Here is a 25,462-nt window from a genome sequence, read left to right as displayed (position 1 = left end):
AGCACACTGAAGCGATGATCAAAGTGAAAGTGCTCAATAGAATGGCTGGGCTAGGTATGCCTAAATATCAAGGAAACAGCTGAAATCGCAGTGTTGCCTAAGCTATCTGGATTTGATCAACAAGGCCGCGATCTAGTGCAGTATTTATCCAAATTTTAATAGAACATTTTCTCATGTATAGGTTAAAAGGGTAGTTCATAGTAAAGTTTGAAAATTCAAGGCAGCTCAAATTGTGTTATATCCGGCTTTGTTGATTAATAGCGTTGTTTCCTAAATCATTGAACTCATCTAACCTTGTGTGATCAGATCTCAAAAGCAAACACCGAGACTGAACTTTGAAAGAAAAGCGTATCACCTGCTGGCTCGATTACAACAAAACCCTAATCGCCAGAGGTAACATCCAACTTTGGTTTTCCCAGGATGCAATTGTGCAGTGGAACAACACGCAACATCACGGCGGCAAAGTGCGATTTAATGGCGATTGAGACCTGCCTGACTTTGCGCGCTGTATCTCGCTTGTCTCTTCTTTGATATCAATGATGAAATTTGGTTTGGAAACGCCAACTTATAGTTGTTTTTGCAAGCGAATTGCTGGCTGGCAGTTCGTTACAGATCGAGCTCTAGTGCATCCGCGGTTATTGATATCATGGTTAATAATACAGGCTTGAAGGTGTACGGAAATGGTGAGTGGCATGCAAGAAAACATGGTGAGAATAAACGCCGAACCTAGCGAAAGTTACATCTGGCCTTTGATGAAAATATGCACCAAATCGTGGGTGCTGAGTTGTCTACAATCTCCGTATGTGAGCCAGAGGTTCTGGGCGACTTGCTCAGATCATTGCGCAGGAAAATCAGTTCGATAAAAGCGGATGGCGCTTATGATAGCCGAGGCTGTTATGCCGAAATGGCCGACGCAGTGATCCCACCAAGGTACAATGCGCAGTCTTGGGAGGATGGACATGCTTGAAACAGCGCGGTCCTTTTAATAAAGCACATAGAAGTGTGTGAACTCCCATCAATGCTCACTGTCGGAAACAGCAATGTACCGTTGTAAACAGCTAATGGGTGACAAGCTGGTTAGTCGTGGATTCAATAAGTAGCACACTGAGGCGATGATCAAAGTTAAAGTGCTCAATAGAATGACTGGGCTAGGTATGCCTGAATATCAGGGAAACAGCTGAAATCGCAGTGTTGCCTAAGCTATTTGGATTTGATCAACAAGGCTCTGCTTAATTGAGATTATCAAGATGTTCATCTATTGCTAAAGCTTTTAGAAACTATCATATGGTACAGGCATTATCTGATTTACCTAGTAGTTAGGGTGAGCCAGGTAAAAGCAATGCAAATTTAACATAATTCATATGTAAGATAACACAGCTTAAACTAGAACTACCAGAGACAAAACACTAGCTCTTTGATAGCTTTTTCAATTTAAAATAGAGTTGTTGAAGTAATTAAATTTCGCCATAATGTATGATGTGTTCTTTGGTTTTTGAATTATCCTTTAAATTCTTCGAAAGATCCTTGAAGCCTCAGCGTCTATAAGGTACCTTGCCTTTGAGGTAACTAATGAGGAATGAGGAAAATATATGAAGCCTTGGAGTCCAGATAGCTGGAGAGATCATCCGATAGTTCAGCAACCTGAATACCCGGATAAAATTGCGCTTGAGTCAGTTGAGAAGCAAATCAACGCGGCGCCACCTTTAGTATTTGCAGAGGAAACACGCAGCCTTTATAAAAGTCTTGCTGATGTTTGTGAAGGTAAAGCTTTCTTATTGCAGGGTGGAGATTGTGCAGAGTCCTTTGCTGACTTTAGTGCAACTAATATCAGAGACACTTTCAAAACACTGTTGCAGATGGCAGTTGTTCTGACTTATGGCGGAAAGTGCCCAGTTGTCAAAATAGCAAGAATGGCTGGTCAATATGCTAAGCCAAGATCATCTGATTTCGAGACCATCAATGGCGTTGCGTTACCATCTTACAGAGGCGACATCGTAAATAGTTTTGAGTTTACAGAAGAGGCACGCATACCGGATCCTAAAAGGTTGCTGACAGCTTATCACCACAGTGCATCGACACTGAACCTGCTTAGAGCATTTGCACAGGGTGGCCTTGCAGACTTACATCAGGTTAGTCGATGGAATATGAGCTTCGTTGCAGCTAACCCAATGAAAGAAAAGTTTCAACAGTTGGCAAACAGGATCCAGGAAGCTTTAGAGTTTATGGAAGTGTGCGGTATCGATTCATCCGTCGCGCCAAGCCTTAAAGAAACACATTTATATACTTCACATGAAGCTTTATTGTTAGGGTATGAACAAGCACTGACGCGTCGCGACCATCTAAGTGGAGACTGGTACGATTGTTCCGCGCATTTTGTCTGGATCGGTGAAAGGACTAGACAATTAGATCATGCACATATTGAATTCTTTAGAGGAATTAAAAACCCGATTGGTGTAAAGGTTGGCCCTGGTATGAAACCAGACGAGCTTATCCAACTTATCGACGCGCTCAACCCAGAGAATATCCCGGGCAGACTTACTTTAATCACGCGAATGGGGGCAGACATATTACCAGAAAAGCTGCCAGCCTTGGTGAGAAAAGTTCAGGAAGAAGGACGTAAAGTAGTTTGGAGTTCAGATCCAATGCATGGCAATACTGAAAAAGCCAGCACAGGATATAAAACTCGAAGCTTCAATAATATACTACGTGAAATCAGTCAGTTCTTCGCTGTACATAAAGCTGAAGGGTCCTACCCAGGCGGTGTACACCTGGAAATGACAGGTCAGCACGTTACGGAGTGTATCGGCGGTGCTTATGGACTTTCAGACGAGGACTTAGCTCAGCGCTATCGAACACAATGCGATCCGCGCTTGAACGCAGATCAAGTCTTAGAGCTAGGCTTCCTGGTTGCAGACTTGTTGAAAGACGCAAGAAACCGAGTTTAAAACAATAAAAAGGCCCAGATGGGCCTTTTTATCAATATTTACGCCTTTCTAAGTTTGTCTCTGACATTATCTTTGCAGAAATTTCTTCAACAGAAAACTTGGTAGAGTTCAGGTAGGGGATCCTGTTCTTTTTAAACAGCATTTCAACTTCCCGTACTTCAATCCTGCATTGGCGAATAGAAGCGTATCGCGAGTTAGCCATGCGCTCTTGCCTGATTGCAGACAGTCGCTCCGGATCTATGGTCAAACCGAATATTTTATGTTTGAACGGAGTTAAACACTTAGGTAGTGTGCCTTTTTCCAAATCGTCTTCTGTCATAGGGTAATTTGCTGCTTTAATGCCGTACTGCAAAGCAAGATAAAGGCTGGTTGGTGTCTTTCCGCTTCGGCTTACGCCGACCAGAATTATATCCGCCTTTTCGTAATCTTTGACATTTGCACCATCGTCGTTGGCCAACGCATAGTTGACAGCATCAATTCTGAAATCATAAGTAGCTTCATGAATACTGTGTGTTCTGTGTACTTTTGGAACAGGTGCTACTTTTAGCTCTCTTTTTACAATTTCACTAGAATAAGATAGGAAGTCATAGCAAACGCCATCGGACGCCAAAATGATATCTGACAAAACCGGGTTTACAAAAGTGAAAAATACTAGCGGTTTTTCGCCACTGGTTGCCGCTGTCTCATTGATTAAATCTTTGATTTTTTCTGCTTTCTCTACAGTTTCGACAAATGGAATAGTTTTGTGGTTAAAGTCCACAGGAAACATTGATAGGGTAGCATGACCGAACACTTCTGACGTAATCGCCGTCCCGTCTGATATATAAAATGCAGTTCTCATTTTAACCTTTAAATTACTTTTTTAGTATTTTTTCGCGTCGCGGTTTACGTCGCTATGCTTTAAGTTGTAGAATGCCTTCGACCTATAGGAAGGTCAATTTTTCTCTCACATTAAATACAATTTGTTTTGGAGACAGTTCCGTGCAAGACTACGTTCTCTGGTATCAAGAATTAGGTATGCAAGACGTACCTAGAGTTGGTGGTAAAAACGCTTCTCTGGGTGAAATGATATCTAACCTTGCCAATGCAGGTGTACAAGTACCCGGTGGATTCGCGACTACGGCAGACGCCTTTAATGAGTTCTTAGAGCAATCAGGCCTCAATGAAAAAATCCACACCATTCTCGATACTCTCGATGTTGACGACGTCAACGAACTTGCCAAAGTCGGCGCCCAAATTCGTCAATGGGTAATCGACACACCATTCCAGCCAGAATTAGACCAAGCCATTCGTAAGGCTTATACGTCACTCCACGGTGATGAAAACAACGATGTCTCCTTCGCAGTGCGTTCATCAGCGACCGCAGAAGATATGCCAGACGCATCTTTTGCCGGACAGCAAGAAACTTTCCTAAATGTGAAAGGTATAGATGCTGTGATGGTTGCTATCAAACACGTTTTTGCATCACTGTTTAATGACCGCGCAATATCTTATCGAGTTCACCAAGGCTACGACCACCGCGGCGTTGCGCTTTCTGCTGGCATCCAGCGCATGGTTCGTTCAGACAAAGCGTCTTCAGGTGTAATGTTCACCATAGATACAGAATCGGGTTTTGAAGATGTCGTTTTTGTCACGTCAAGCTACGGTCTTGGCGAAATGGTAGTACAGGGCGCTGTAAATCCGGATGAATTTTACGTTCACAAACCAACACTTGCGAAAGGCTTACCAGCAGTTGTTAGACGTAATATCGGTTCTAAAGCAATTCAAATGGTGTATTCAACCGACGAATCTCATGGCAAACAAGTTGAGATCGTTGATATGGAGCCAGAATTATCTAACAAATTCTCAATCACAGATAGCGAAGTCGAAGAACTTGCCAAGCAAGCTGTGATCATCGAAAAGCACTACGGTCGTCCAATGGACATTGAATGGGCTAAAGATGGCAACGATGGTAAACTCTATATTGTACAGGCTCGTCCAGAAACAGTGCGTTCTAATGAAGATGCGAACGTTATGGAACGCTATCAGCTTAAAGAGAAGTCAAACGTAGTTTGCGAAGGTCGTGCGATTGGCCATAAAATTGGCAGCGGTGTGGTACGTGTACTCAATTCTATCGATGAAATGGATAAAGTTGAGCAGGGTGACATCCTGGTTACCGACATGACAGACCCGGATTGGGAACCTATCATGAAGCGCGCTGCGGCAATTGTTACCAACCGTGGTGGACGTACCTGTCATGCTGCAATTATCGCTCGAGAGCTTGGTATTCCTGCAGTGGTTGGTTGCGGCAACGCAACAGACACCATCAAACACGGCGACGAAGTAACCGTTTCTTGTGCAGAGGGTGACACTGGTTACATCTACCAGGGTAAACTAGACTTCGAAGTCATTTCTTCACGCATTGACTCAATGCCTGAAATTCCTATGAAGATAATGATGAATGTGGGTAACCCAGATCGAGCATTTGACTTCGCTAAGCTGCCGCATGCAGGTATTGGTCTTGCACGTCTAGAGTTCATCATTAATCGCATGATCGGTGTGCACCCCAAAGCACTTATTAATTTTGATACTCAGCCGGCTGACCTTCAAGCTGAAATCAAAGATATCATTGCAGGATATGAGTCCCCTGTAGAATTCTATATCGCTAAACTGGTTGAAGGTATTTCAACACTAGGTGCAGCGTTTGCGCCAGAGCGTGTTATTGTTCGTATGTCTGACTTCAAGTCAAACGAGTACGCAAACTTAGTTGGCGGTCAACAGTACGAACCGGAAGAAGAAAACCCAATGATTGGTTTCCGAGGTGCATCACGCTATATTTCGGAAGATTTCCGCGAGTGCTTCGCACTTGAATGTGAAGCTATTAAACGTGTTCGCAACGGAATGGGTCTGGACAACGTCGAGATTATGATTCCTTTCGTTCGTACACTTGAAGAAGCGGCTCAGGTTATTCAGCTTCTAGAAGAGCACGGCCTTAAGCGTGGGGAAAATGGTCTGAAGGTAATCATGATGTGTGAATTGCCTTCAAATGCACTATTGGCAGAAGAGTTCCTTGAATATTTTGATGGATTCTCAATAGGTTCAAATGACCTGACTCAGCTTACTTTGGGTCTTGACCGAGATTCTGGTCTGATTGCACACTTGTTCGATGAGCGTAACCCGGCCATCAAAAAACTGCTTTCTATGGCTATTCAAACAGCCAAAGCAAAAGGCAAATACGTTGGTATTTGTGGCCAAGGTCCATCGGATCATGAAGACTTTGCAGCTTGGTTAGTCGATCAAGGCATTGACTCTGTATCACTTAACCCTGATACAGTGCTTGAAACTTGGCTATATCTTGCTGAGCAAAACAAAGCTTAATTGATTTAATTAGCTAAAAGGCCTGTTTTTACAGGCCTTTTTTATTTTCTGATTATACTAATTTGCTTAATTAAGTGTTCTGTTTTAAAGCGAGAAAATAGGGTCGAAAACACCTTCCCCGCGTCCTGATATCGCTGAGGCACCTACATCCGTATAAGCGAGGCGACACTTTGCAATCTTATACCTTAAAAGTACAAGTTCTAAATGAGAACTCTTTAACGCCGTTAGCGTCATATTTTCCCTTCAAATAGAACAGGTATTAAATAAAATTGGTACTATCTCAAGCGTTTATCAAGTTGCACGCAAATTGTCTTAAATCCAGCCTGCGTTTTTTTCAAGTAACTCCTCGCCCATGGGTAATTAAACGACAAACAAACTAGGCCAGCTAACAAGAAAACAATAGAAGGACCGGGTACTACAATAAATAGTAAAGCTAACATGGCACAAACTGCAGCTAATACATTCAAAAGTAACTTCTTCATACCAACCTCGCGGATTTTATAGTTACCTATAAGCGTACTTCATATCCCAAAGACAATCTTTTTCTAAATGTAACAAAACGAAAAATTCCGGATTTGTAATGGCACTCAACATGATACAATGCTAACAAAGCAATAATTTATTACCGTCATGATTGCCGAAATTACCCAGCAGGATTCTGCAAATACATTATTAACTGACTACATCAAAAAGATCACAGGCCAGGGCTTTAGCGGAGATACCGATACGAGTTACGCAACCAGAATAGTAACCGCCACTGATAACAGTATTTATCAGGAAATTCCCCAGGCTGTTATCTATCCACGGAATTCGAAGGATGTACAGGTCGCGATGCAAGTTGCATCACTGGACCCTTTTCTTTCTTTAAGCTTTGGCCCTCGAGGTGGTGGTACAGGTACTAATGGCCAGTCACTTACTCCTGGTATCGTTGTTGATTTATCTCGTTACATGCGCGAAATTCTTGAGATCAACGAAGAAGAAGGCTGGGTAAAAGTTCAAACCGGTGTAATCAAAGATCAGCTCAATGATTTTCTGAGACCATATGGTTTCTTTTTTGCTCCCGATCTATCCACCAGTAACCGCGCTACTATAGGTGGAATGATAAATACAGATGCATCTGGCCAGGGTTCGCTTGTTTATGGAAAAACGAGTGATCACGTGCTTGAACTTAAGACAATCCTTGTCGACGGTACGGAGCTCAACACCAGCAAGCTTGAACTTGAAAAAGCACAGATACTCGCTAAACAAACCAATCGGGTTGGTGAAATCTATAATGCTGTTCTAAATAGCTGTAAGGAAAATCGAGACCTCGTACTAGAGAAATTTCCCAGACTCAATCGCTTTTTAACCGGCTACGATCTGGAAAACGTGTTCGACGAACAAATGACAACCTTTGATTTGAGTCGAGTGATTACAGGTTCAGAGGGGTCACTTGGTATTGTCACGGAAGCCAAGTTAAATGTTACGCGTATTCAGCCATATAAAACACTAATCAATATTAAATACGATTCGTTCGAGTCTGCACTCAGAAATTCACCATTTTTAGTCGCTGCGAATGCCACTTCAGTTGAAACTGTTGACAGTAAGGTCCTTAATCTTGCGAAGCAGGATATTATCTGGCATTCAGTATCGGACTTAATATCGGACGTACCTGGTGTTGACGTTCAGGGACTTAACATGGTTGAGTTCAACGGAGAAACACCTGACGAAATCGAACACAAAGTATCTTCACTGTGTAAACAACTAGACCTCCTCATTGCCAATAAAGAAGCAGGGGTTGTTGGTTATCAGCTCACCAATGATAAGTCCGATATTCTTAAAATTTACGCGATGCGTAAAAAGGCGGTTGGTTTACTTGGTAATACTAAAGGTAAACAAAAGCCTTTGGCGTTTGCGGAAGATACTGCCGTACCACCAGAAAACCTTGCTGATTTTATATTAGAATTTCGAGCGCTATTGGATAGCAAAGGTTTAAACTACGGTATGTTTGGCCACGTTGATGCTGGTGTACTCCATGTTCGTCCGGCTCTGGATATGTGTGATCCGGAACAAGAGAAATTACTTCGAGAAATTTCTGATCAGGTAGTTGCGCTGACAGCCAAATATCGGGGGCTTATGTGGGGTGAACATGGTAAAGGATATCGAAGTGAATACGGCCCGGAGTTTTTTGGCGATACACTGTTCAATGAACTGAGAAAAATTAAAACAGCATTCGACAAAAATAACCGCCTGAACCCCGGCAAGATCTGTACACCTATTGATAGTAATGAGCGCCTAGTTAGTGTGGACGATCAAAAACGCGCGTGGTTTGATAAGTCTATCAATATCGAAGTCAGAGAAAGTTTTGAAAATGCGATGAACTGTAACGGTAACGGGCTCTGCTTCAACTATGACGAAACGTCGCCAATGTGTCCATCATATAAAGTGACGAAAGATCGTCGTCATTCACCTAAAGGTCGAGCGTCGCTGATCCGAGAATGGTTCCGACTGCAAGAAGAGCAGGGGGTTGATCTACTAGCGGTGGAGAAAACCTTAATTACAAAGGAAAATGATACAACCTGGTGGGAACGTTTTCGAAATAATCAGAAAAAACACAAAGGCTTTTATGATTTCTCACATGAAGTGAAAGAATCAATGGATGAGTGCTTAGCTTGTAAAGCCTGCACAACCGCCTGCCCAATAAAAGTAGACGTGCCAATTTTTCGTGCGAGGTTTCTGAATCTTTACCACAGCAAGTACAATCGACCACTTAAAGATCACTTGGTTGCTAATGTTGAAAAAACTACACCTTTGATGGCAAAACTACCAAGAACGACAAACTTTTTTGTCAATTTTCCTCCCGTAAAGTTGGCTTTGAAAAAAATCATTGGTTATGTCGATACGCCTAAGCTAAGTGTTCCTACATTAACTTCGAGAGTAAAAAGCTCACAGTTATACGACGAAAATAAATTGGCCGCTTTATCAAAAGAAGCAATGTCCGATATTGTGTTTATCGTGCAAGACCCTTTTACCAGCTATTACGAAGCGGAGCTGGTAGAAGCACTCATTAAGTTAGTTGGTAAACTTGGCAAACAAGCGGTTCTCTTACCTTTCGTACCAAACGGCAAGGCGCAACACGTAAAAGGATTTCTAAAAGAATTCAAGTCAACCGCATCTTCCGCAAACGAATTTCTTTCTCGCGTCGCGGAATTTGGTAGACCAATGATTGGGTTAGATGCTTCGTTAGTTCTTTGCTATCGGGATGAGTATCTTAACATCCTTGAGAAAGACAAACTGGCATTTCAAGTGCAGCTGGCGCATGAATGGCTCGCTACTCAGAACTGGGATGCACTCGGCCAACAAACCAAAGTCAGCTCAAGCAAAGTCAAGCTGTTAAGTCATTGTACTGAAACCAGCGCGATGCCAGATAGTAAGAATGTCTGGAAAACGATATTCAATCAGCTAGGTATTAACCTGGACACTCCGGCAACAGGTTGCTGTGGTATGGCTGGTACCTATGGACATGAAACTGATCATCAGGAAAACTCAAGAAGCCTGTATGAAATGTCCTGGCAGCATCATACGAAAAAGATGGATTCTGAAACAATTTTGGCAACCGGGTTCTCTTGCCGCTGCCAGGTTAAGCGGTTCGAAAATCAAAAGCCCATGCATCCAATAGAGTTTATCGCTAATAACCTCTAATATTATCAGCATAGTAACAGTCTTAACTCTGTTGCTATGCTTTTTCTTTCAACCATTTCCCTTCGTTTCCCCCAAAACGCTCAAATTTAACATAATAGATTTCGCATAACGTTTTCCGCTTGGTTACAATTTTTCATAAGTTTAGAAGTTGCTGAGTTAAGATTAATGTACAATTAAGTATGATGTGTTCTTACTAGCTTTTTAAATGATAATATTCAAACCGCCGGTAACGTATGAGTTAGGAATTAACACCTGAGGGGAATATTTGTCGTAGCCGTGTTTAAAATATCAGCCACATAAAAATAAAATTATATCAGGAGGGAGAGTAACATGCTGGAAAACCTCTCTTGTTTGGTTTTGAATATTTTTACCGGACATATTTTATGAAATATAAAATATCTAAAGTTCAGATTAAAACCGATTATAATTAAGAAAATATATAAATTATACCCCCCACCAAAATCAGAAAATATATAGAAACCAATTAAAATATCGCTATTAAAACGAACTCAAAAATCAATATAAAAACCTGGCGATGCTAAAAAAGAAGGAGCTTTACAAAGGCAGGGAGCGGTAATGCTAGATAAAGCTATCAAAAATTACCATGGTTCCTTCTCCCTATTATAGAAAAACCACTTACAAATAAAATTAGTGTTAGCCCTGTAGAAAAATCTGTAAATAAAAAAATAAGGATTAAATTTAAACGATGCTACTAAGTGTCGTTTAGTTGAATTATAACTTGCGCTTTATACCCGACTTAGCTCGCTCTTTTATATTGGTTTGGATATAAATCTGATCAGTCGTCGCGATTTTTGAATGGCCAAGGTCTTCAGACAAATGCTTCAGTGGTCTGTGCTGCGCGTCATGGGTAGCACCTGTGTGCCTTAACCAATGGGAGGTCGCAGCTTGTAGATTTTCTGACTCTTCCTGAAAACCATCTTCATTCAGTTTTTTTATTGCAAGATCAAAGCTCTCCTGAACGATGCGACGGATTTGTCTGACATTCATCCCGCCGCTCCCTCTTAGCTTATGAATAATGGGATGTGGCTCATCAACACGGGGGAGGGAGCTCAAACCACGGCTCAGGCGATAACGTTTAAGGTAACCAATAAAGTCCTCGCTCAAGGTAACATCCCTGAGTTTGTTGCCTTTTCCCATAATACGTAAAAACCAAAACCCGTCCTGATCTTGCCAAAAATGACTCATTACCGGTGCCCATTGTGGTCTATCAGACAGTTCAGAGATACGCAGATATAAGCCTTTTAAACAGGCGAGGGTAAACAGGTTACGCTCAAGCTTGGGATCCTTTTCGCAACGATCTTTTGTAACGCCAAACACATATTCCCATTGTAAATCACTAAGCGTGTCAGGCAGCTTAATCTGCGACTGAACAACCAGATAAGGACAGTTCTTTTTAACAACAGGAACGAAATTTGTAAAAGTTCTTTCTTCTAAAATCGCAAATTTATAAAATACATTGAGCGCGGTGAACATAGATGAAAGTGTTTGCTGACTAACCCCATTAGCCTTGTAAACAAAGGGGCGCCAGCTTGGATTAACTCGTCTAAAGCCTTCAATATCCTTAAATCGCCATTGTACTGAATCCGCTACCCACTCATCTTTTGTTTCAACAACAAACTCAACATAACCCTCAATGTCTTCTCGTTTTAAGTCGAACACCGAGGTCTTTTGAATACACCAGGCCCACAAGAAAAAACGCTCAATCTCATTGCGAAAACGATTAAAAGTGGCTTCAGATTTACGGCCATATACGTACAAAAACTGATAAAGAAATGCTAGTTCACCTTTACACCGTTCGGGATCAAACACGTCATTTTTCAAAAAGTGGTCAATATCAGGGTACTCAGTTGCCAGTGTATTGTCTTCAAGATGCGCAACTAAATATCTAAGCTGTCTGAGTGTGTCAACAAGAGGCGTCATAAGGTGTGTATAACACTGATTATTTAAACAGTGGTTTATTCTGACCTAAGCATTTGTAGATTGCAACGGTCATATCCCACTAAAAGGAAAATTACACACCCATTGACTCAGTCTGTCCGGGCAATTAAACCTCGACCTTTCTATCCGACTGCTTAACGTACTCCAGAATGATGAGAAGATTACAGATGAACCATAAATCTTTGATAATGAACAAGCCCAGTCCATCGATCACTGTTGCATCGGAAAAACCCCCGTCAGCGGTGAACAAGAATGTCTGAGTCATAACGAATACCGCTCCGGTCCCAGCCAGACCAGCTAGCATCACAACACGCTTGTTAAACCAAACCCCAAACCCGAGAACAATAGCAAAAACCAGGTCATAGATACCTATCAAATCAGATGCCTGCTGTACACTAAACAGAGTATATAACCAGCTCATGAAAGGCGAAGTTTCGACCAGGGGCACGATTGCTTTTGCTTCAAGCTCTAAGAACTTCATACCACCAATCCAGAATAAAACAATCGCAACTGGTATATAGTTCAGTAATGCATGGGTTCGGATATCTACACGTGTACCAAAACACAAATAAAATGCCAGAGGCAAAAGCGCAAAATACTTAATAATACCCTGGCCCGATCCGATTACTGGAAACCCTCCGTGTTCAGCTATCCAGCGGCTTGAATCGAATAAGGTTAATAGCATAATAACACTTACGAAAATTAGTGAGAAAAATTGAGGTCTACGAAGAGAAGGTAATATTGGTGATGAAGCCAAGATGATCCCCGTGAATAAAAACAATCCGCCTAAAAATAGGCCGAGATTTGACGAAGAATAAATATCTGTAAGAGAATAGAAACCAAACGCCTTTTCTACATATCCAGAATGACCGCCGAGCATAAAAGAAGTGCCAATCACAACCAGACTGGACGCAATGACAAAAGCGATTAGCTTAAAATTAATTGAGTGAGACATAGTGTTCCTGAAATATTGATTGTCCTTAGGAGACCGGTAAAGACAATATTTATTTCACGAGCTCTCAAATTTGTCTTTTAGACTACTGAGATGACTAAAATATATGTCGACGTTCTTTTTGCTCTTTGAGTTCACATAAACACAAAGTAGGCAACCACCTGAGTACCGGTAGCTCACGCACACTTATCTAAACAAGAAAGCAGGCCAACTAATTGCCCTGCTTAAAAGCAAACCGATGTAAGGTATCCGTTAGTTTGTTTGTGCTTCCAGGCTTACACCGTTATATGATGAGTAGCCTCGTAGCATGATGTGATAAGTGCCTGCAGAGGGATTATTCACTGTACATACTTCATTGTTACCATTTTTGTAAGGGCGACAATCATAGGTCGTGCGAGTAGGTTGCGCATTTGCGCGCACATACAAATCAGCGTCACCTGAGCCACCGCTCATAGTAAAGGTTACTTTGCTTACGCCATTACCAACGTTAAATGTATAGAAAGTTTCACTACCAGATCCACCACTCAGGCTAGTTTTTGCTACGCCATCTTGTAGTTCATTGCCACCGCCACCATTGAGCGCTGCATCTACAGCTGCAGAAGCATCAATGATACCCGTTCCACAACTGCTACAAGTAGCAGGGAAACTGCGAGTCGTGCTCTTCAAAATACTTTCAACTTCGTCCGGTGTTGCAGTAGGCTTAGCTTGCTTAATCAGCGCGGCGACACCAGCAACATGCGGTGCTGCCATTGATGTACCCTGGGAGTATGCATAGCTGTCACTGGAAGGTGTGTTGCTGCCGGTATTATAAGTTGACAGAATACCTTCTGGATCATTAGCAAAACTCTGCGCACCACCTGGTGCTGCAACGTCGATATTTGATCCGTAGTTAGAGTAATATGCACGACCGCCATTACGACCTACAGAAGCAACGTTGATAATGCCTGAACAGTTACCCGGGTTGAAGTTTGCAGAATTTGCGTTGCTGTTACCCGCCGCGATAACAATAGTTGCACCATTTGCACGCGCAGTATTAATCGCACTCTGTGTGGTAGAGCTACAAGCCCCCTGGCCACCCAAACTCATATTAATGACATCCGCTGGATTTGCATTTGCCGGCACGCCAGAAACCGAGCCGCCAGACGCCCAGATGATACCATCAGCAATATCAGAAGTCAGACCGCCACATTTTCCAAGTACGCGAACGGGTACTACTTTCGCATCGTATGCAACGCCAGCAACCCCCTGACCGTTGTTTGATACGGCCGCAACTGTACCTGCTACATGTGTACCGTGCCAGCTAGAGCTACGTGCACTGTGAGTATAACCACACTCATTCGCAGATACCGCGTCACCAGGATCGCGAGCATCGCTATCACGACCACCACCGTCATTTGCTACAGACAAATTAGAGATCATGTCGTAGCCTTGCAAAATATTTGGATTCAGATCAGAGTGTGGACGATAACCGGTATCCAGAACAGCGACTACGACACCATTACCAGTTGATTTGTCCCATGCGGCCGGGGCATTAATACCACCTGCAGATTCAAAATAGTGCCACTGATCAGAATAGCGTGGATCGTTCGGCGTTGCGAACGGCTGTAGCATTTGGTCAATTTCGATATACTCGATATTGCCTGTAGATGCCATTTCCTGCATCAAGCTTTGTGCTTCTGCCGCTGTCAATGTCTTATCTACGCGCATAACGTGGTGGTTGCTTAAAGCCATTTTACGAACATACTTGGTTTGTAGTGAAGCTTTCTTTTTACTTTTGAAGTTCTTTACAAAGCTTTGTGCTCGCGCGTTCATCATTGCAGGGGACATATCAGCATCAGAGATAGACATAAGTTGGTTGCTGTTATCTTTATACTTGATGATAAATTGAGTACCAGCTGTATTCTGACCTTCAATTTTCTGACTCAGTTGCGTCATGCTTGCAACGGAGTGGAGTGCTTCAACCTCATTTGCGAATGCATGGGTTGTAGCGAACATACCTGAAACAGCCAGCGCGATGGCTCCAATTTTTAAATTATTAGTTGTCATAATAGTTTTTCCCTAGATTAGTTGTTGTTCCTTCCGTCCAAGATTAAGTACAGAAGGTTCACAACTGTAAACACAGGGTTACCGTTTGTTTAAATTACTTTTGGCTATATAAAATACAATTCGGGTTATAAGACATGACTTTATTTCACATACTTCATTGTTTTGTAATATTTTATCAACAAAAAAATGACTAGTTATGATATATTCTTCATGTAAATGAATGTAAACAGTTAGTAGTATTTTAATTAGCATTTCAAACGTTTTAATGTCGATAATTTCAGCACGATACTGTTAAGATTGCCTTATCAAACAGCAATCCAAATTTCCCCGTCGAACGGATTTCACTCTTGTAATAAACTAATACCTGAGCGGTAACCACTTCCCACTAACGCGATCTATCGCATTTCAAAAGCAAAATTCTGAGCATAAAACGAACGGGCGTTTATCAAAACACGCCTGCTTAAAAGTAGGCATAAATGCATAAAAACATATTAAATCCATACATATATATGTATATTTTTACTCCTTTAAGAAAAGCTAGGCCAATGATTAACTGACACTTATCAGGGTAGGGGAAAGTTCACAGAGCTTAGGTAAGCTTCACTCTCATTAAGCCTGGCTTGCTTAATGGTTTTTGCAGAGTAGGGCAGCATCGCGTCCGATGCTGCCCTGTAATCAAATAAAGACTAGTGCTTCGCTATAGCCCACGGCATTGCTGGACGTCAAAGTCCACTATGATACTTGCATTGGTGGTATCGCCTGTGATCTTAAGATAAGACCAATACTCACTGCCAGCTGCAATTTGGATGCACTCCGTTGTTGTACCTGAGTTCGACTCTGCATCTTTGTCATTATCACTTGGCCATCCGCCATTTTTATAAAGTATGTGCAAGTTACTCGTGCCATGCGCCGTCGTGATTGCCACATTTTGTGCAGATGACACATCGGCGATCGATAACCACACGGTGCCATCTCCGCCCAGGCATTCAGCTTTACCAGCTTCCAGACGACCTCCAATTACCGGCTGCTGCGTCGCACATGCATCAGGTATAGTCCCACTCGTATCTTTAGCCATTACCTCAATAGTATAGTCCTCTACTTCGCCGTCGCCGATGGTGCCACACGCACTTTGAGCCGCGCCATTATACTTCATGGCAATACGTAACCTCGTTTTCGTGCCTACCATGTTTGCGGGAACATTAATTGTTCCTGTTACTTCACCTTTGCCTGACACATCAGATAGAACCTGCTCAGATTGTTCGAACTGACCGTTGTTATTAAAGTCGATCCAGGCAACCCAGTGTTCAGTGTAGGAACCACCCGGAGTGAACGTAAACTGGTTATCACCCTCTGTCAGTTTAATAGTCTGGTCTGAAAAGTCGCTATATCCGTTCGCCGGTGAAGGGTTACTAAATGTGCCACTTTGGACATTTGCAATCCATTCATATCGGGTATTACCGCTGGCAGAGCAATATTCGATACCCGTAATGTCGACTAAAGCTTGTGCGCTATGGCTTAGGCCATCGTTATCTGTCACTTTCAACGTGGCAGTATAATTTCCTGCCTGAGCATAGGTATGCGTTGGGTTGGCATCACTACTTGAATTACCATCTCCAAACTGCCACAAGTAGCTGACAATATTACCGTCTGTATCTTCCGAACCAGCACTACTAAATGTAACAGACTGACCATTCATAGCGGAGTAGGGACCATTGGCCTGAGCAGTAGGTGCAACACGCTCTAATTTAACTTCAGCCGTGGTGGTATCCGTTGATGTATTTCCATCGTTATCTGTGACGGTTAACTTAACTGTAAAGACATCTTTACTTTGATAAGTGTGTATCGGACTCGGCGAAGTCGATGTATTACCGTCACCAAATTCCCATAAATAACTAACTATGCTGCCATTCGCATCATTTGAGCCTGAGGCGCTAAACTGAATAGCTTCGCCAATGATGGCACTGTAGGGTCCATTTGCTTCGGCGATTGGTAACTCAGAATTTGCCGCTCGTTCATAATAAACAACCAATGATGCATCGCTATACTCAAGGAAAGGATCTATCATAATGTTCAGCTGACCGCCACCTGCGTCAAATTCACAATACTCGCTGTGCCTTGGTGCACTGAAGGGACCACAATCATGATTATCTGCAGTCGGTACAGAGTTTAAACTAACGTATGCGTCCGGATCTCCCTGATAGCCACCCGGCATAACCGCAACAGTGCGCAAAGCATCTGACGGAATATCAAATTGATACGTTTTTGGTTCCGCGCCTTTAGCAGAGCTTAAACCTGTTACTTCAGCCAAAAACACACGCTCACACCCATTACACAGCGTATCGTCCACACCAGAAATTACGCTCAGCGTCGCATTAGAGTATGCGCTAAATGCATCGATCGCTGTATGGTAAGAGTCTGTGCTTGAAGGCGCTGAGATCGTGACCAACTCAGGTGAGCCGGCGCTTCGGAATGAGATAAAATCGGCGTCCCAGTTATCTCCATTTTTTACAGGCGCTTTACCTTTAGAGACATACATATCCGGGTCTTCATCATAGCCATCCAGATAAAAAGCGACAGCCTGAGTGCCTGCCGGAATCGTGATCTCATAGTTGTCTATATCGCCTTTTTGACCAGACAGATTAGAAAATGACTGGATCACATCACCTTTTGGCGGTAATACTACGCCAGAAGTACCATCCCAGGGGTGGTCGGCATTACTGGTATATTCTTCAAGGCCTGTTGCAATCAGGTTTGCATTAGACCATAGCGTTGCCCTGGCCGGGCCATGAAGCGCAGCGGTCATTCTGTCCACTTGGTCCTGCGTGAACATGGCATAGTTATCCGAATAGTGCATAAAGTTTTCGGTATTTGTCGGCTGATCCAGACAGTTCTTTGCATTATTTTGTAATATGCTGCTACTCATTTGTGGTGTATCACATGATCCATCACCGGTCGCGTTACAAAATGCCTCAGAGTGGATTGTACATACATTGCCGTCAAACGTGTGGGGCAAGTTTAACCAGTGGCCAAATTCGTGAGTTAGCACAGAGCGGAAGTTTTCGTTGGTGTTTGCACCAACATAATCCCCGTTATAGACAACGCGAGATAGACCGTTTTGCGACATACTTAACTGAGGGTACCAGGCAACGCCTGAGTTGTTGGTTGAACCATCATCATATAAGTCTTGCTGAATATAGATATTCATGTACTTAAAATTGTCCCAGGCGTCTGCGGCAATCTGGTCATCAACACCGCTTCCTTTACCGTAGCCTGCTTTTTGCGGATGGCGCACGATACCGTTCGTAGGCTGACCATTTGGATCTTTTTTGGCGAGCACAAACTCAATATTCAGATTTTCGCGTATAGCCTGAAATTCTGGCGCGATCGGACCGTCGTCTGTGATCAGACCCAGAAAATCCTGATTGGACTTGTTCAGACCGTCAATCACTTTCTGTTCGGTTAAGCAATAGGTCCCTGACTCACAGTTGTACCTGTCGCCATAAATATGTACGACCACAGGAATGTAATAACGCCCGGGGATACCATTGCCGTTTTCTGCCGCCAAGTCTTCCTGATTAGCCAAAGATGACATAATTTGCGTCGCGAAGCTGGAGCTAATCGACTGCTGTCTAACATTTTCTTTTTGGATAGATGACCAATCCTGTGAATTGTGGTCCGTCCCACAAATCTGGCCTTCATGGGTATGGCCCTTGGTCGAGGTTGCACTTAAAAGCAGCGAGTTGTTAGATGCAGCCAAGCCTAGCTCTAAAGATTGACCGGCCAGAGCCGATCCACACGTCAGCGTCGACAGTGCTATTAACATAGCATGGCTAAGTTTATTTCTGGCCGGTGTCTTTGCCAATACCTGTTTAGCAAAAGGCATAGTATTCTCCTGTTGTTGATATATTTGTTAACAAGGTGATGCTCAATGCGAGTTCTCTTGTCCACCATGCAACTTGTAGTGTTATTATTTTTTACCGTTTTCAGTACTCTGTTGTTTTTCTGAACTACCTAAAAGTGCATTCATATCAGTCACCTGACTATCACACCTCAACAGCTGGTGGATTTCTGTACGTCATGAAAGCTTTTTGTAACTTACATGAATGAAATTATATTGTATACAGTATAATTTAACATTTTGCATAATTGTTATTTTGAAGAAGTAGAGCAGGGATGCCCAAAAGTGAGCTAATGGGTTGTTTTTAGTGCTTATGTTGGTTGGTCAGGTAGCAACGTAGAAGTGATTTAGCTGACTTGAAAAGACATTTACCCATAGATATTCACCGCTTCCTAGTCCCTTCAAGAACAAGCATAACAATTTTAGAGGCGCCATTTTTATGATGTCACAATACCGGATGGGTATTGGTTCTGGTTGCTTCATGCCTGACTTTTCTGTGAGTTTGGAGCCTCGTCCTTCTCAAATTACGGATAGCTATATACAAACTTCCTAAGGCTCAATGGTAGCCCCAAAAGCTTAATTTAAAAGAAAACTCAAGGTGTGGGATATGCTTTGCTCTTGTAATAGGAGCAAAACACCAAGTTTAAATGTATGGAATAATTTAACACCAAAAAAATCTTTTGTGAATTTTATGGCATAATGTAGAACATAGGTGTCGACTATAAAACGCTTTTTCTAATGGACACTCTATCTTTTCAGTACTTACCTTAAACTAGGATTGAACAAGGAATTAGAAGTGAAATTTTATGACATTTTGAACATATCGCCCGAAGATTGCAAAGTACATTTAGCGCAATGGAATGGGGCGCAAGAACCTCTTGATTTGTATTTTTCAGGTGAGTTTCAACATTGGCAAGAAAGACAATCAAAGAGGTACTTTGAGAGAAAATTTATCCTCAGCTTAATACGGTATCAAAGAGACAATCTCTGGTTGTTTGTAGGTGTATATGAATCGAAAGGGGTAAAAGAAACAGATCGTGAAGGACGCCATTACTATAATACCGAGCTGTCACAAATAGGAGAATCGTTAAGGGGTCGCTTAATCATTAATTACAAAAGGCAAGGTCGAATTGCTTATCCAAACGGAGAAAGCCTAGATAACGTAGCGACGGTATATAAGATCACCCCCGAGCCAATTGCAATAGCTGACTTTCCTGGTTTCAAGGACGTACTACTATCGAGAAAACAACTTAATATCATTTTTAGCGAAATGTATCCTTCGTGGAAATCTGCACTTTCTTCAGCTTCTGGTGTTTACCTTATATCTGACACACGAACCGGCAAACTATATGTAGGTAGTGCTTCAGGTGGAGAAGGCATTTGGCAACGATGGATGACATATAACAAAAATTATCACGGCCAGAATGCTGAACTACGACTGCTTTACGACGAACAAGGACCACAAGCATTTGATACTTTTTTATACTCCATACTTGAAGTATGTGACATAGATTTAAGTTCTGATTTAGTGATCGAGGCTGAAAATAGATGGAAAAAAAGGCTATTGTCCAGGGAATTCGGGTTAAATAAAAACTAACACATTGCCTTTAAAGACCGATACTGGTTAGTATCGGTCTTTACTTTACTAAAAGTCACCATTACTAATAACGCCCACCGACAGCATTGTTGAAAATTGGCAAAAGAACGGGGTAAAGAAAGGCTCTTCGGGGGCCGAGTAAGAAGTTTAATAACTATAAAAATCAAAGCTTGCGAATGACGGATAAACGTCGTGAGCAAAATTGAACGCAAATCTATACCTTTAATTTAAGTAAGAGGTTAGCCATTGCTGATACCGATATAGGCTAGATAACACAGATACTATGAGGGCATAAACTAGAAAACAAACACATTTAACATAATATAATTTATAGGATATTTAATAATTAGTCCTATTTTGAGTATCACAAGTGTATTCTCCGGTTTTCCAACGTCAACAATTAGCTTAAAACGAGATATCACAACTTGGAATACCTTAGAGCTCGCAGTACACTGCCTATCAGCCGGAGAACTTAGCGCTATGCCTCACCAAGAGGTAGATTCTGATACTAAGTAAAGATCTACCTCTCGAGCCAAATTCTGACGCGTCTACCGTAGCTGTATTGTCAAACAGTTGATAGCTAGTTTACTGCTCAACAATGATCCGAAGCATACGGCGCAAAGGCTCTGCGGCGCCCCATAAGAGCTGATCACCCACAGTGAATGCGCTGATGTATTGCGGGCCCATAGTCAATTTACGAATTCTGCCGACCGGAATGCTTAACGTACCGGTGACTTTAACAGGCGTAAGTTCCTGCTCCGTAATCGTTCGATCGTTTGGGATCACCTTTACCCATTCGTTATGTGATGCCAGAATTTCTTCTATTTTTTCAACAGGAATATCTTCGCGAAGTTTGATCGTCAGCGCCTGAGCATGGCACCGCATTGCGCCAATTCGAACACAGATCCCATCAACAGGGATTGGTTGTTTACTTGAACCCAGAATCTTATTTGCTTCAACCTGAGCTTTCCATTCTTCTTTGCTTTGGCCACTTTCCATTGGTACATCGATCCAGGGAATTAAGCTGCCAGCAAGCGGGACGCCAAACTGATCAGTTGGCAAACTGTCGGATTTTAGCTTTTCAGCGACCAGTTTATCTATTTCCAGTATTGCCGCACCTGGGTCGTCCAATTGTGCTTTAACTGAACCATGTATGTCACCCATCTGGGCGATCAGTTCTTTCATATTACGCGCGCCGGCACCCGATGCCGCCTGATAGGTCATCGGACTCACCCATTCTATCAAGTCTTGCTCGAACAAGCCGCCAAGTGCCAGCAACATCAAAGAAACGGTACAATTTCCGCCAACAAAGGTCTTAACGCCCTGCTCCAGGCCTTGCTTAATAACGTCTTTGTTAACTGGATCCAGCACAATAATACTGTCGGATGACATTCTTAATGCTGATGCCGCATCTATCCAATAGCCATTCCACTCTTTGCCTTTTAAGTCACTGTATACAGACTTAGTATAATCTCCGCCCTGACAGGATAAAACAATGTCCATTTGCGACAGGCTGTCGAGATCATAAGCATCCAAGAGTGCTTTAGACTCGCCGTTTACTTCCGGTCCTGGCTGCCCGGCTTGAGATGTGGTGAAGAAATAAGGTTCAATATCAGAAAAGTCACTTTCTTCATGCATACGTTGCATCAATACAGAGCCGACCATTCCACGCCAACCAATTAGTCCTACTTTTTTCATGGTATTACCTTTTTTTGATTCATTGAGTACTTTGCGTGAGAGGCATGTCTAGACGTCTAAAAATAGCAAACATTACCTGAAGAAACTATACTTTTAGCGTTAAACTTGTACATAAATTATAAAAAACCCCGCATAAGCGGGGTTTGGATACAACATGTAAAGGTTGTGTCCCATACTGCCGCCTAAGCAACAGTTTAGAACTGGGTAGTTAGCAATCAGAAACTCATTCTAATTGCCAAAATTCTGATTTTGTATGTGAGAACAAAGTATGGCTTAATTCTAACAAGGGTTCAAGAAATTTTGATTACAACGATCTGAAAAGTAAGAAAATATTTTCCCAATTTAGCAAAACCGCAAATATCACATAAGTTTAACCTTATCACCAACTTAAACCACAAAAATTGACTTAGAGCAAATTTACGAACACCACAAAAGGGTCAAACAGGCATCACTTTCATTTTGTACCCACCTTTTGACGAGCATACTCTTCTGAAATTCAGTTTTATGCAAGAATATTGGCGAGTTTCCAAGGGGGAATTTTGGATAAAAAAAGCCTTCGGAACTCAACGGACCGAAGGCTTTTGGATTTCTAAAAAACTAACTTAGAATTCGTACTTGTAGCTCAGACTCACGCTGGTGCCTACTTCTTTTTGCCGCACTATATAGTCAGACTGAGTCACTTCTTGCTCTTCATCGAGTAAGTTCTGAACCTTGAACTTAACCTGTGAATTGAAGTCCGGGTACCAAGTGTAAACAAGGTCTAGTGAATGGAATGGCTGCTCAAACGCGTCTTCACGACCACCGATACCAGATGCCAGAATACGTTCACCGAACACATTATATACAAGTGAACTACTGTGCTGACCATCTGCAGAATCGTAGTTAAGCTGCAAGTTGACTACGTACTTAGAATGGCCTGTCATACGCTTAGTTGGGTTAGTCAGGTTACCCGCCCTTGCAGGGTCAATTTCAACTTCTGAATCACTCAGAGTAATGTTACCAGAAGTGAATAAGCCGCTAGCGACACCAGTCAAATCGTATAGCCATTCAGCTTCAACGCCATATACTTCGCCGGTTTCACCGTTAACGAAAGTGGCCGTATAATCTTCGTCACCAACTTGTAAAACAGTTTCAATCGGTGCAGTGATGTCTTTATAGAAAGCGCCAACGGAGAAATTGTCGCCGTTATCCATATAGTATTCGAAACGGGCGTCATAGTTAGCCAATTCACTACTTTTCAAACCTGCAACACCGAACGTACGGATGTCGGTAAGCGGATCGAAATAAGATACCGGTACCAATTCACGTAAGTCAGGACGAACGACTGTCTCACCATAACCAAATCGGATTTGATACTTCTCACCACCCAGATAGGTCATCGATAGCGCATTGAAAAAGTCATCTTCGTTAACTGTACCAGCCAGGATACGCTCTTCCGAATAGATAGTACTGTGCGTGATACGATCAAAAATCAAGCTTGATGTACCAATCGACACCTGTTTGAAGTCTTCATAGCGAATACCGCCACTTAAACGCCAGGTATTATTGAAAATAGCGTCAAACTCAAAGTAGCCAGCGTCGATTTTCTGAGCTGCAATGTAGTCATCAGCACTGGGCGCGGTTGGCTCATTGAAGCCGACTAGAAAATCGTTGTTAGCAACAAAATCATCGTTCAGATAAGCCGTAATGTCATTGATGCCCTCTGAACCAGTATTAACCGGAATAGCAATGTTTGTTTCGTTGTGGATAGCGAAGCTGGAAGTCGAATACACACGAGCACGGTCTACAAAGTCGTAACCCGCTTTGAATGTCAGTTCGACATCTTCCAGATACACAGGCAATGTCAGGTTGCCGCTATAAGATTTAACATTGTCTTCCATTTCTGTATAAGAATACAGAATACGGTTGTCATCACCGGTGACTATCGAATCCTGATATGTCTGGTCTTCGTTATAGTTATCGATGAAATCATAATCAATGTTAGTTGGGATCTTAGTTTCAGCTTTAGACTCAGTGTACTGCCAGTCCACACCGATACCCATATAGTCCATAAAGGTATGCTGACCGACAACCTGATCAATGTCCAAAATACGCTCTTCGTAATTGAAGTCGTATGTACGATAGGCCTGGTTGGTTGCGGCAATCGTTCTTACAGTACTGCCATTTGGGCTCTGTGCAAGAGACAGCTCTGATTCGTCTTCTGTATCTTCCAGGTAAATTTTTGAGTAAGAAACATTATGTTGTTCGTACTTATAACCCAGATTGAATACACCACTCATGCGTTCTGTCTGAGTCGTTACCTTAGAGTCCTTAACCGTCACGTAGCATGAATTAGCGGCGTCTTCGGCTGTTTCGAGCTTAGTCGTACAAGACTCGTCAAATGACTGATCCAGCACTGCCGTCATACGCTCAGAGTATTTCCAGTCATTATCGTAAGATACAGCCGCCAACACGCCAATGGTGCCACCCAGCCAATCTTCATCAAAGCTGTTACCAATACTGGCTTTCACATCGTAATTAGGATCTAGTGACTCTTCTTTAACCCGGATATCACGAGGCAATTCCAAAACCAATGCCTTATTCAATGCAGTAGCCTGATCAGCGGCGGTTTGGGTTTCTGTGCCAGTAATCCCTTCTCGCTCTACAATACCGCGTAATGACAGGTCACCCCGATAACGCACCACCGCTGTTTGCACAGCAACAGGGATCCCATTTTCATTGCGGTTGTAGGTAAAACCATCTCTGGAATTCAAATTCTGGCCAACACCGACTTCGATATTAGCGACAAATTCGCTCGGAACAGACTTAGTACGAATGTCGATGTTACCACCACCAAACGCCGCAGGCATGGAAGGCGAATAAGCTTTTTGAACAGCCAAGCTCTCGATGATGCTTGATGGGAATATGTCTAGAGGTACAACGTTACGGGTCAGGTCCGGGCTCGGAACTGCCGCGCCATTTAAACGTGCACTTGAGTAACGTTCACCCAGGCCACGCACATAGATAAACTTGCCATCTACCAGCGTCAGACCCGTTACGCGGCGAAGTGCAGATGCAACATCACTGTCGCCTGTTCGCGACAATTGCTCTGCGCCAAGAATGTCTGCAACGAAAGCCTGATTTTTACGTTCTTCAATCACGGCCGCAGCACTGCCTTGTAAGCGTGAACCGACAGCTACCACTTCTTCGATTTCCTGCGCTTCTTCAGCAAACACGGGCGCAGTCATACCAACTGACAAAGAAGCACCTACTGCCAAAGCGACTTTTCTTAATTTTATCTGCGTATTCATTTGCAATCCTGATAAAACTCGTAAAAAAGGCGCAATCAA

At 42.7% G+C, this 25,462-nt stretch carries 14 protein-coding genes; 6 read left to right on the top strand and 8 right to left on the bottom strand.

Translation table 11 applies throughout. The features are described 5' to 3' along the window. Positions 1–335: 335 nt before the first annotated feature. The 3 genes from IY568_RS24700 to IY568_RS07530 all read left to right on the top strand — a co-directional run bounded on the left by IY568_RS24700 (position 336) and on the right by IY568_RS07530 (position 2,945). On the top strand, positions 336–485 hold the full coding sequence (locus tag IY568_RS24700) for a hypothetical protein (RefSeq protein ID WP_228553175.1): 150 nt from the start codon (positions 336–338) through the stop codon (positions 483–485). 275 nt (positions 486–760) lie between these two features. Beyond that, positions 761–967, top strand: coding sequence for a transposase (locus IY568_RS24695; protein ID WP_267251433.1), 207 nt, complete (start codon positions 761–763; stop codon positions 965–967). Between the two features lie 622 nt (positions 968–1,589). Further along, positions 1,590–2,945 (top strand): class II 3-deoxy-7-phosphoheptulonate synthase, encoded by a 1,356-nt coding sequence (locus IY568_RS07530; RefSeq protein ID WP_125564636.1) that lies wholly within the window; start codon positions 1,590–1,592, stop codon positions 2,943–2,945. Between the two features lie 31 nt (positions 2,946–2,976). On the opposite strand, the gene IY568_RS07525 is transcribed toward IY568_RS07530, so the two are convergent. Further along, on the bottom strand, positions 2,977–3,786 hold the full coding sequence (locus IY568_RS07525) for a pyruvate, water dikinase regulatory protein (RefSeq protein WP_125564634.1): 810 nt from the start codon (positions 3,784–3,786) through the stop codon (positions 2,977–2,979). 140 nt (positions 3,787–3,926) lie between these two features. Here IY568_RS07525 and ppsA point away from each other — a divergent pair, with 140 nt between their 5' ends. Continuing rightward, positions 3,927–6,302, top strand: a complete 2,376-nt coding sequence (ppsA, locus tag IY568_RS07520) for a phosphoenolpyruvate synthase (RefSeq protein ID WP_125564632.1) — start codon at positions 3,927–3,929, stop codon at positions 6,300–6,302. A gap of 275 nt (positions 6,303–6,577) precedes the next feature. Here ppsA and IY568_RS07515 read toward each other — a convergent pair whose 3' ends face one another. Beyond that, positions 6,578–6,784, bottom strand: coding sequence for a PGPGW domain-containing protein (locus IY568_RS07515; protein WP_125564630.1), 207 nt, complete (start codon positions 6,782–6,784; stop codon positions 6,578–6,580). Between the two features lie 148 nt (positions 6,785–6,932). Between IY568_RS07515 and IY568_RS07510 the strand changes: the two genes are divergently transcribed. Further along, positions 6,933–9,983, top strand: coding sequence for an FAD-binding and (Fe-S)-binding domain-containing protein (locus IY568_RS07510; protein ID WP_194867218.1), 3,051 nt, complete (start codon positions 6,933–6,935; stop codon positions 9,981–9,983). 732 nt (positions 9,984–10,715) lie between these two features. Here IY568_RS07510 and IY568_RS07505 read toward each other — a convergent pair. The 4 genes from IY568_RS07505 to IY568_RS07490 form a co-directional block, all read right to left on the bottom strand. Next, entirely contained in the window at positions 10,716–11,924 is a 1,209-nt protein-coding gene (locus tag IY568_RS07505; RefSeq protein WP_194867217.1) for a tyrosine-type recombinase/integrase, read from the bottom strand. Positions 11,925–12,048: 124 nt separating this feature from the next. Beyond that, positions 12,049–12,897 carry a DUF417 family protein gene (locus IY568_RS07500; protein ID WP_194867216.1) on the bottom strand — a complete coding sequence of 283 codons (849 nt, stop codon included), beginning with the start codon at positions 12,895–12,897 and terminating at the stop codon, positions 12,049–12,051. 249 nt (positions 12,898–13,146) lie between these two features. Continuing rightward, positions 13,147–14,940, bottom strand: coding sequence for a S8 family peptidase (locus IY568_RS07495; protein WP_194867215.1), 1,794 nt, complete (start codon positions 14,938–14,940; stop codon positions 13,147–13,149). Positions 14,941–15,637: 697 nt separating this feature from the next. After that, complete coding sequence (locus IY568_RS07490; protein WP_194867214.1) at positions 15,638–18,823, bottom strand: M43 family zinc metalloprotease; 3,186 nt, start codon at positions 18,821–18,823, stop codon at positions 15,638–15,640. A gap of 811 nt (positions 18,824–19,634) precedes the next feature. Between IY568_RS07490 and IY568_RS07485 the strand changes: the two genes are divergently transcribed. Continuing rightward, positions 19,635–20,435, top strand: a complete 801-nt coding sequence (locus IY568_RS07485) for a GIY-YIG nuclease family protein (RefSeq protein WP_194867213.1) — start codon at positions 19,635–19,637, stop codon at positions 20,433–20,435. A 585-nt stretch (positions 20,436–21,020) separates the two neighbouring features. On the opposite strand, the gene asd is transcribed toward IY568_RS07485, so the two are convergent. Further along, a complete protein-coding gene (asd, locus tag IY568_RS07480) occupies positions 21,021–22,133 on the bottom strand; it encodes an aspartate-semialdehyde dehydrogenase (RefSeq protein WP_125556901.1) in 1,113 nt (370 codons plus the stop codon). A 602-nt stretch (positions 22,134–22,735) separates the two neighbouring features. Then, positions 22,736–25,423, bottom strand: a complete 2,688-nt coding sequence (locus tag IY568_RS07475; RefSeq protein ID WP_125556903.1) for a TonB-dependent receptor plug domain-containing protein — start codon at positions 25,421–25,423, stop codon at positions 22,736–22,738. Positions 25,424–25,462: the final 39 nt, after the last annotated feature.

Source organism: Pseudoalteromonas sp. PPB1, assembly GCF_015356275.1.
GTDB lineage: Bacteria > Pseudomonadota > Gammaproteobacteria > Enterobacterales > Alteromonadaceae > Pseudoalteromonas > Pseudoalteromonas rubra_D.
This window is presented reverse-complemented; position numbering and strand designations above follow the sequence as displayed.